Annotated in this window: 11 protein-coding genes; 10 read left to right on the forward strand and 1 reads right to left on the reverse strand. The window is 49.0% G+C overall.

The window, feature by feature from the left end:
- Positions 1 to 2: 2 nt before the first annotated feature.
- Positions 3 to 677, forward strand: a complete 675-nt coding sequence (locus FYJ51_RS09030) for an ABC transporter ATP-binding protein (RefSeq protein WP_154505100.1) — start codon at positions 3 to 5, stop codon at positions 675 to 677.
- Positions 678 to 772: 95 nt separating this feature from the next.
- Here the strand turns inward: FYJ51_RS09030 and FYJ51_RS09035 are convergent, their stop codons facing one another.
- Positions 773 to 1612 (reverse strand): patatin-like phospholipase family protein, encoded by an 840-nt coding sequence (locus FYJ51_RS09035; protein ID WP_154505102.1) that lies wholly within the window; start codon positions 1610 to 1612, stop codon positions 773 to 775.
- A 159-nt stretch (positions 1613 to 1771) separates the two neighbouring features.
- On the opposite strand from FYJ51_RS09035, the gene FYJ51_RS09040 reads away from it, so the two are divergent.
- From FYJ51_RS09040 to FYJ51_RS09080, 9 genes are all read left to right on the forward strand, one after another.
- Positions 1772 to 2260 carry an Lrp/AsnC family transcriptional regulator gene (locus FYJ51_RS09040; protein WP_154505104.1) on the forward strand — a complete coding sequence of 163 codons (489 nt, stop codon included), beginning with the start codon at positions 1772 to 1774 and terminating at the stop codon, positions 2258 to 2260.
- Positions 2253 to 3422: a pyridoxal phosphate-dependent aminotransferase gene (locus FYJ51_RS09045; RefSeq protein WP_154505106.1), complete on the forward strand. Its 1170-nt coding sequence runs from the start codon at positions 2253 to 2255 to the stop codon at positions 3420 to 3422. The genes FYJ51_RS09040 and FYJ51_RS09045 overlap by 8 nt, the downstream gene beginning before the upstream one ends.
- On the forward strand, positions 3419 to 3682 hold the full coding sequence (locus FYJ51_RS09050) for a DUF1653 domain-containing protein (protein ID WP_154505108.1): 264 nt from the start codon (positions 3419 to 3421) through the stop codon (positions 3680 to 3682). Before FYJ51_RS09045 ends, FYJ51_RS09050 begins: the two co-directional genes overlap by 4 nt.
- Positions 3683 to 3684: 2 nt before the next feature.
- Positions 3685 to 4140 (forward strand): GyrI-like domain-containing protein, encoded by a 456-nt coding sequence (locus FYJ51_RS09055; RefSeq protein ID WP_154505110.1) that lies wholly within the window; start codon positions 3685 to 3687, stop codon positions 4138 to 4140.
- 213 nt (positions 4141 to 4353) lie between these two features.
- On the forward strand, positions 4354 to 4677 hold the full coding sequence (rpsF, locus tag FYJ51_RS09060) for a 30S ribosomal protein S6 (RefSeq protein ID WP_154505112.1): 324 nt from the start codon (positions 4354 to 4356) through the stop codon (positions 4675 to 4677).
- The gene (gene ssb, locus FYJ51_RS09065) at positions 4677 to 5207 is read left to right on the forward strand and encodes a single-stranded DNA-binding protein (protein ID WP_154505114.1); all 531 of its coding nucleotides are present in this window, start codon (positions 4677 to 4679) and stop codon (positions 5205 to 5207) included. The genes rpsF and ssb overlap by 1 nt, the downstream gene beginning before the upstream one ends.
- A 21-nt stretch (positions 5208 to 5228) precedes the next feature.
- Positions 5229 to 5459, forward strand: a complete 231-nt coding sequence (gene rpsR, locus FYJ51_RS09070) for a 30S ribosomal protein S18 (protein WP_105302767.1) — start codon at positions 5229 to 5231, stop codon at positions 5457 to 5459.
- A 134-nt stretch (positions 5460 to 5593) separates the two neighbouring features.
- Positions 5594 to 5968, forward strand: a complete 375-nt coding sequence (locus FYJ51_RS09075; protein ID WP_154505116.1) for a BlaI/MecI/CopY family transcriptional regulator — start codon at positions 5594 to 5596, stop codon at positions 5966 to 5968.
- Positions 5958 to 7325 carry a M56 family metallopeptidase gene (locus FYJ51_RS09080; RefSeq protein WP_154505118.1) on the forward strand — a complete coding sequence of 456 codons (1368 nt, stop codon included), beginning with the start codon at positions 5958 to 5960 and terminating at the stop codon, positions 7323 to 7325. The genes FYJ51_RS09075 and FYJ51_RS09080 overlap by 11 nt, the downstream gene beginning before the upstream one ends.
- Positions 7326 to 7541: the final 216 nt, after the last annotated feature.

The raw sequence follows: 7541 nt of genomic DNA on the forward strand, positions 1-7541 counted from the left end.
CTATGGGAACGATACTGAAACTGGAAGATCTCTGCTATGGCTACATTGACGGCGGCTACAAGCGTGAGATCCTGAAGAAGCTTTCCTACAGCTTTGAAGAAGGAACCTTCTATACGATCCTAGGTCCTTCCGGATCCGGAAAGACCACTCTGCTTTCGATCATGGCAGGACTGGACAAGCAGGAAAGCGGACATGTCTACTATCAAGATGAAGATATCGATCAGATGGGGCTCTATAAATACCGCCGCAACAAGATCGGCGTCGTGTTCCAGTCCTATAATCTGATCACGTATCTGACGGGACTTGAGAATATTCTGGTGGCGATGACGGAGACGGATAATGATATTCCGGGGAACCATAAAGACATGGCATATGCCTTGCTGAACATGGTAGGCATTGCCAATACCAAGGCAGATCGGCTTGTCACGCATCTTTCCGGCGGAGAACAGCAGCGAATTGCGATTGCCAGAGCCATTGCGGCAAACGTGGATCTGATCTTTGCGGATGAGCCGACTGGAAACCTGGATACGGAGACCGAGCAGGAGATCATCAAGCTGTTCCAGATGCTCAGCGAGAAATACGGAAAGACGATTATCGCAGTAACGCACTCCAATGAAGTCTCCAAGCTCAGCGATCACAGAGTGCTGCTGAAGAACGGAGTTCTTCAGGATCTGTAAATAAAAAAGAAAAGAAGCTTTGTTCTGACTGGTAAATTACTCGCTCAGATACAGAGCTTCTCTTTTTCTGCAGGAATGTTCATGCATGCATGAAATCAGCGATTCAGAAATGCAGGAATCTTCTCAGCTTCTTTCTGTCCTTTGCGGTAGAGATCGATGATCTTCTGCTTGTCCTTGGTCAGGGTGTCCATGCCCTCGATGCTGTCGGGGGCCAGGATCAGGATCTTTCCTTGCCGTTCCAGATTGATGGCCTCATCAAGCTCGCGGTTGTAAGTCTCTGCCCGCTTCTTCAGGGCATCCGCCGCCATCGGCCATTTCTTCATGAAGAATGCAAACTTCTGATCTTTGTCAGATTTCCGGTAGTAGTGTCTTGGCCTGGTGAGAATGATGATGACTTTCTCGCACCCTGCATCCAGTGCCTTCTGGAATGGAATCGGATCTGAGAGTCCTCCATCGAAGTAGAGCCCTCCTCTCCATGCATAAGGCTTTGAGGCAACGGGAACACAGCTGCTTGACTTAATGGCTCCATAGTCGTCCTGGACCATGTCATGAGAATCAAAGTATACCGGCTTGCCAGTTAAGGCATCTGTGGCTACGATGCGGAAAGTCTTTCCGCTGTCCATGATTGCTCCGAAGTTCAGCGGGTTTTCGCCGGCTGAATTGGTCAGAGCATCGCCGTAGATGTATTCCAGATCGATGTAGCTTCCTTTGGTGATCATGTTTCGGAAGCTCATGTAGTCTTTCCGGAAACTGTAATTGGTATAGAACTGATAGTTTCTTCCTTTCTGGCCGGCCAGGAAGGATGCTTCATTGGCACTGCCTGCTGAAACACCAATGAGATAATCAAACGTGACTCCATGGTCCAGGCACCAGTCAAAGATGCCTGCCCCGAAGATGCCGCGTTCGCCGCCCCCTACGTCAACAATTCCGTTCATCGGAAATCCCCTCTTTCGAAAGGATTCTATCATCTGATCCGGGAATAGGGAAACTCCATTCGTTCTGATCTGTATAGGCGCACCCTGAAATCAATTCTCCTGTTTCTTCATAGGGGAGAATGCTAGAATAAAGGCATTATCCGGATGGAGGACTTTTTTATGGATGAACTGGCAATGCTGCACCTGCTTGAAAATGATCCGCGGATTTCGGCTGCAGATCTTGCAGATGCATTAAATGAGACGGAAGCGAATGTTCTGCGGACCAAAGAGCGGCTGGAAAAGAATAAGGTAATCTGCGGTTATCATACGGTGATCAACTGGGACAAGACGAATGATGAGCGCTGCAGCGCCGTCATTGAAGTCAGCGCAAAGCCGGAGCGCGATGTAGGCTATGATGCCATTGCCGAGCGCATTGCCCGTTTTGATGAGGTGACGAGTCTTTATCTCATGAGCGGGAAATCAGAATTCCTCGTGACGATCGAAGGCAAGACGATGCGGGAGATCGGTGATTTCGTCGGACAGAAGCTGGCTCCGATTGAAGGGGTTACTTCTACGGTGACCTGCTTCATGCTGAAGAAATACAAGGTAGAAGGCATGAGGATGGAAGAAGAACAGCTGAAGGATGAAAGGCAGATCGTCCATGAGTGAGAGCTATCTGAGTGATCGAGTCAAAGACATGCCGGAATCGCTGCTCTGGAAATTCTTTTCCCTGGCAAGACAGACTCCGGGTGTCATTTCACTGTCAGTCGGTGAGCCGGATTTTCCGACTCCGTGGCATATCAGTGAAGAAGGAATCTATGCCATTGAGAAAGGACGTACGTATTATCCGCCTTCCAAGGGTCTGGAGCAGTTAAGAAAAGGGATTCCGGAATACTACCGCAGAAGATTCGGGACAGAAGGCTATGAGATCGAGAATGTCCTGGTAACATGCGGTGCCTCAGAAGCAATTGATCTTGCCTGCCGCTGTGTGCTGAATCCGGGTGATGAGTGCATCGTTCTGGATCCTGGCTATATTGCATATGAGCCGGCTGTTCTTCTGGCCGGAGGAGTTCCGGTCTATCTGAAGCTCAAGGAGAGCGAAGGATTCAAGGTCACTCCGGAGGCACTGGAAGCCTGCATCAGCGACAAGACAAAGATGATCATTCTGAACTATCCATGCAATCCGACTGGCGGAATCATGGAGAAGGCTGACTATGAGAAGATCGTGCCGATCCTGAAGAAGCATCATATCTATACTCTGAATGATGAGATCTATCTCGAACTGACCTATGGCGGCGAGCGGTATTCCATGGCCAGATTCGAAGATATGCGTGACCAGATGATGATCGTCTCGGGCTTCTCCAAGGCATATTCCATGACCGGATGGAGGCTTGGCTATGCGCTTGCAAGCAAAGAGATGATCAATGCCATGACGACCATCCATCAGTACACGACGATGGGACCGGCGACCCCAGCGCAGTTTGCGGCCATCGAAGCCATCTCGAAACGTTCTGATCATGACATCGAGATGCATTGCGAGTCCTTCAAGGCAAGAAGAAACTTTCTGGTCAGCCAGCTGAACAAGATGGGCCTGCATACGCCGATGCCGGAAGGTGCGTTCTACGTATTCGCGAACATCACGCCGACCGGGCTTTCCAGCTATGACTTCTGCGTGCGTCTGCTGCAGGAAGAAAAAGTCTGCGTGATTCCTGGCAATGCGTTCGGTCCGAGCGGAGAAGGATTTGTCCGGATCTCGTATGCATACAGCCTGGAGGAACTGAAGTCGGCTTGTGCGCATATCCAGAATTTCCTGAAGCAGTTCGGGTTATGACAGAGCGTTCGTTTGTGCCGGGAGAGATCGTGAAGCATTTCAAGCGCGAGCTTCACCCGGAAGGCTCGACCTATCTGTATCGGATCATGGGCGTTGCAGAGCAGACAGAAACCGGAGAAAAGCTGATGATCTACCAGGCCCTTTACGGAGACTGCAGACTTTATGCAAGACCCCTCGCAATGTTTCTGAGTGAAGTGGATCATGAGAAATATCCGGAGATCAAGCAGAGATACCGGTTTGAAAAATATACTGGCAGATAAAGATGGAGAGCTGGATTGATGCAAAAAAGGCATTTACGGTAATCGGATACGGGATGGATATTCCGTATGATCAGTGCAATGCAGTGTGCCCGGAGTTCTGGAAGGATTTCAGCCGCAGAAAGAATCCTCTGCAGTTGAAGGGCATGTTCGGCGTCTGCATGATGCACGAAGATCATATGCACTATATGATCGCAGATGTCTATCTGCCCTGGATGAAGCTGGATGATGAGCTGGAGGCAGCCGAGATTCCTTCTTCTGACTGGGTGATTTTCCCAGTCCATGGGGCTCTGCCTGATTCGCTGCAGAAGGTGAATTCCGAGGTATGGAACAGCTGGGTGCCTGCACATCAGAAGGATCTTCCGACCAATGGGAGTCTGATGCTGGAAATGTACATGCCGCCAGTCGAGGATATGAGCCAGTATTACTGCGAGCTTTGGCTGCCTCTTCAGAAGAAATGAACTGCTTTCGGTAAATCAGCATTGCTTCACCGGATTTCTTTCTCTGAACACTCAGAACGAGGCATGGAAACATGGCTGTTCGTAGAATCTCCGATTGCCTGAAAAATTAGGATTGCAGAAGTTTCATGAACCTGTTATGATTCTCTCCGTGAGTTAGATTTTTTAATCTGCTCCTTGCCTGTATAGGCCATTAGTCCAGAAGGAGGTGCTAGAATGAGCAAGTACGAAGTCATGTACATCATCAATGCGGGTGTCGAGGACGACAAGCGCGCTGCTCTCATCGAAAGCCTTAACGGAATTATCACCAGAGAAGGTGGCAAGGTCGTTAATGTTAACGAATGGGGCATGCGGGATTTCGCATACCGTATTGACGATATGACCAAAGGTTACTACGTCGTAGTGAACTTTGAGGCAGACAATGCCGGCGTCAAGGAATTTGATCGTCTGATGCGTATCAATCCGAACGTTGTGCGTTTCCTGATCGTCAACATGGATGAAGTAAAAGAAAACAAAACTGCTGCCAAGGAGGCTAAGTAATGGCCGGCAGCATCAACAGTGTCGTTCTGGTCGGGAGGCTGACCAGAGATGCAGAAGTGCGGAAGACCCAGTCCGGTCTGTCTGTTGCTACGTTCACGGTTGCCTGCGATCGCAGATTCTCTTCTCAGAATGGGAATCAGAATGGTCAGCAGCAGCCGTCTGCTGATTTCATCAGCTGCGTGGCATGGAGACAGCAGGCGGACTTCTTAGGAAGTTATGCACATAAGGGCTCGCTCGTAGGAATCCAGGGTTCTATTCAGACGCGGAACTATACCGCTCAGGATGGAAGAAAGGTATACGTCACAGAAGTAGTCTGCGAACGTGTGCAGCTCCTGGAGTCAAAGAATGCAAGCCAGTCCAGAAGTGATTCCGGCAGCTACGGATACGGAAACTACGGTAACGAGCCGCAGGATCCGTACGCTGGCGGAATGAACCATGGATCTGCCGATACTGGTGCGCAGCCGTCCGCTTCGGATGGCTTCAACACAGGTCCGAGTCTCGATATTTCGAGTGACGATCTGCCTTTCTGAAAAAAAGAAGGAGAGTAAACCATGGCATTCAAGAAACAGAGAATGGGTGGCCGCAAGGTATGCTATTTCACCAAGAATAACATCACCTATATCGACTATAAGGATGTTGAGCTTCTGAAGAAGTTCGTTTCCGCCAACGGCAAGATCATTCCGCGTCGGGTCACGGGAACCAGCGCTAAGTATCAGCGTCAGCTTGCTGTCGCTGTAAAGCGTGCTCGTCAGATGGCTCTGCTGCCATACGTCGGAGACTGACCAATCAATCGCCAGGCCTGAACAAGGTCTGGTTTTTTGTGTTTCGTAGATTTACACAAGTAGACCTTGACATAGAACGCATAGTTATTTATTCTAAGTTTGAGCTACTTAAGTAAACCTGAAGGGGTATCGCCATGAATCATTCATTAAGCAATGCAGAGATCAAGATTGCGGAGATTGTCTGGGAACATCCGGGGATTTCTTCTATGGAGACTGTTCGTCTATGCGCTGAAAAGTTTGGATGGAAGAAGTCTACCGTATTCACCCTGATCCGCAGAATGAGTCAGAAGAAACTGCTCTTGTCTCTGGATCACTGTCTGGAGATGACAATTTCCAGACAGAAGTATCTGGATGAGATGGCTTCGGAAGTGATCCAGGATGATTTTTCCGGATCTCTTCCGCTATTCCTGACTTCGTTCATGCGTGCAAATACTTTGACGGAAGCTGAAGTGAAAGAACTGAAGAAACTGATTTCCGATTATCCGGGGAAGGAGGAACATGATGGTTGATGTGCTGTTTCGCTGCATCCTCAATATGTCTATTACTGCTTCATTGACGATTGCTGTGGTGATTGGCGCAAGAGCTCTGCTCAGAAAATCACGCCGGGTCTGGTCGGTTTTCCTCTGGGTTCCGGTATTATTCCGGCTGCTCTGTCCGTTTTCCTGGAAGAGCCCGGTTTCTGCGGTTGCTTTCACGCCTGCAGAAACCATGACGCTTCCCTCCGGGAGCGGGAATACTTCGATGGTCAACTATGTAGATCTTCCGGAGTCTGCGGTTTCTTCCCAGGGAATCTCCTTTTTCCGGATTGTCAGCATCATCTGGATCGTCGGGGTAGTATTGCTGCTTTGTTATTCGATTCTTTCTGAAGTGAAACTGGTGAGCAGACTGCCGCCTGCAGATCAGGAGAATGTCGTGGAAGATCTGACAATTTCTTCTCCTTTCCTGCATGGCATCCTCAAGCCGGTGATTTATATTCCTTCCGGGCTTACGGAAGAAGAGAAGGGAACCATCCTTCTGCATGAGCGCTGTCATATCCGGAATCTGGATCCATTGTTTAAACTTCTCTTCTGGCTGGCAGTGATTCTGCACTGGTTCAATCCGATGGTATGGATCGCTTTCCGGCTGATGAGCGAAGATCTGGAGAGCCGCTGCGATGAGTATGTTCTTTCGCATAGTACTGTTACGCCGCCGGCTTATGCAGAGCTTCTGCTTCGCTTTGCGGCTGGAAATGAAACATCTGCAGGCCAGGGAAGAACTTCCTTCTCCATGGAAGATTCAAAGAACAGAATTATTCATGTTCTGAAGTATGAACACCGTTCTGAAAAATGGATTGCAGTTTCCGCCGCATTGATCGTGGTGCTCTGCACTGCGGCATGTGCTTCTAATCCTGCTGCTTCAGTTCCTGCCGGGACTGCAGATATGTCTGCATATCGGGAAATCGGGGCCAGAAGAAATCAGTTCAATGAAGTGGATATCAACGGGCTGCTCGAGTTCTTTGAGAATCAGGAAACTGGCTTGATTTACATCGGAAGACCGGATCTGGAATATTGCCAGGGGACGGTACCGGTTCTCAATCAGGTTGCCGCAGACCAGGGACTCACAGTTCTATATCTGGATGATAAGAAACTCATTGACCTAGCCCCGGATGATTCTTATTTCATGCAGAATTGGTATCAGCTCTGTAATGACCTCGGGCCGGCTGGAGATCCCAGAGGCCTTATCTCCATGCCGGTGGCCGCATGGGTAGAGAATGGAGAATTGGTCCGATATGAATCGGTTGCCCCGGATTCCTATGGAAAGAAACTGACTGCGTTGGAAAAGCAGACAGTCTATGATTCCTACCGGAATCTGATTCCGGCTTCATGACTAAGTGGATAGAAAAATAGAATGTTGCTAGTTTTCGGAACTGCTTACTAGGAAAATGATTTGTAAATTGTCGGTTTTGTTGGAGAAACTGGTGAATTGAAAAACTGAACGCAAGTTTTACGAAGTTATCGCAAGCTGTGTGTGACAAGGAATAGTGAGAGACCGGTTCTGAAGTAATTCCGGTCTCTTTTCTATGGATTTTCTGCCTGAAATGAT

The sequence above is a fragment of the Stecheria intestinalis genome, from assembly GCF_009696165.1.
Lineage (GTDB): Bacteria > Bacillota_I > Bacilli_A > Erysipelotrichales > Erysipelotrichaceae > Bulleidia > Bulleidia intestinalis.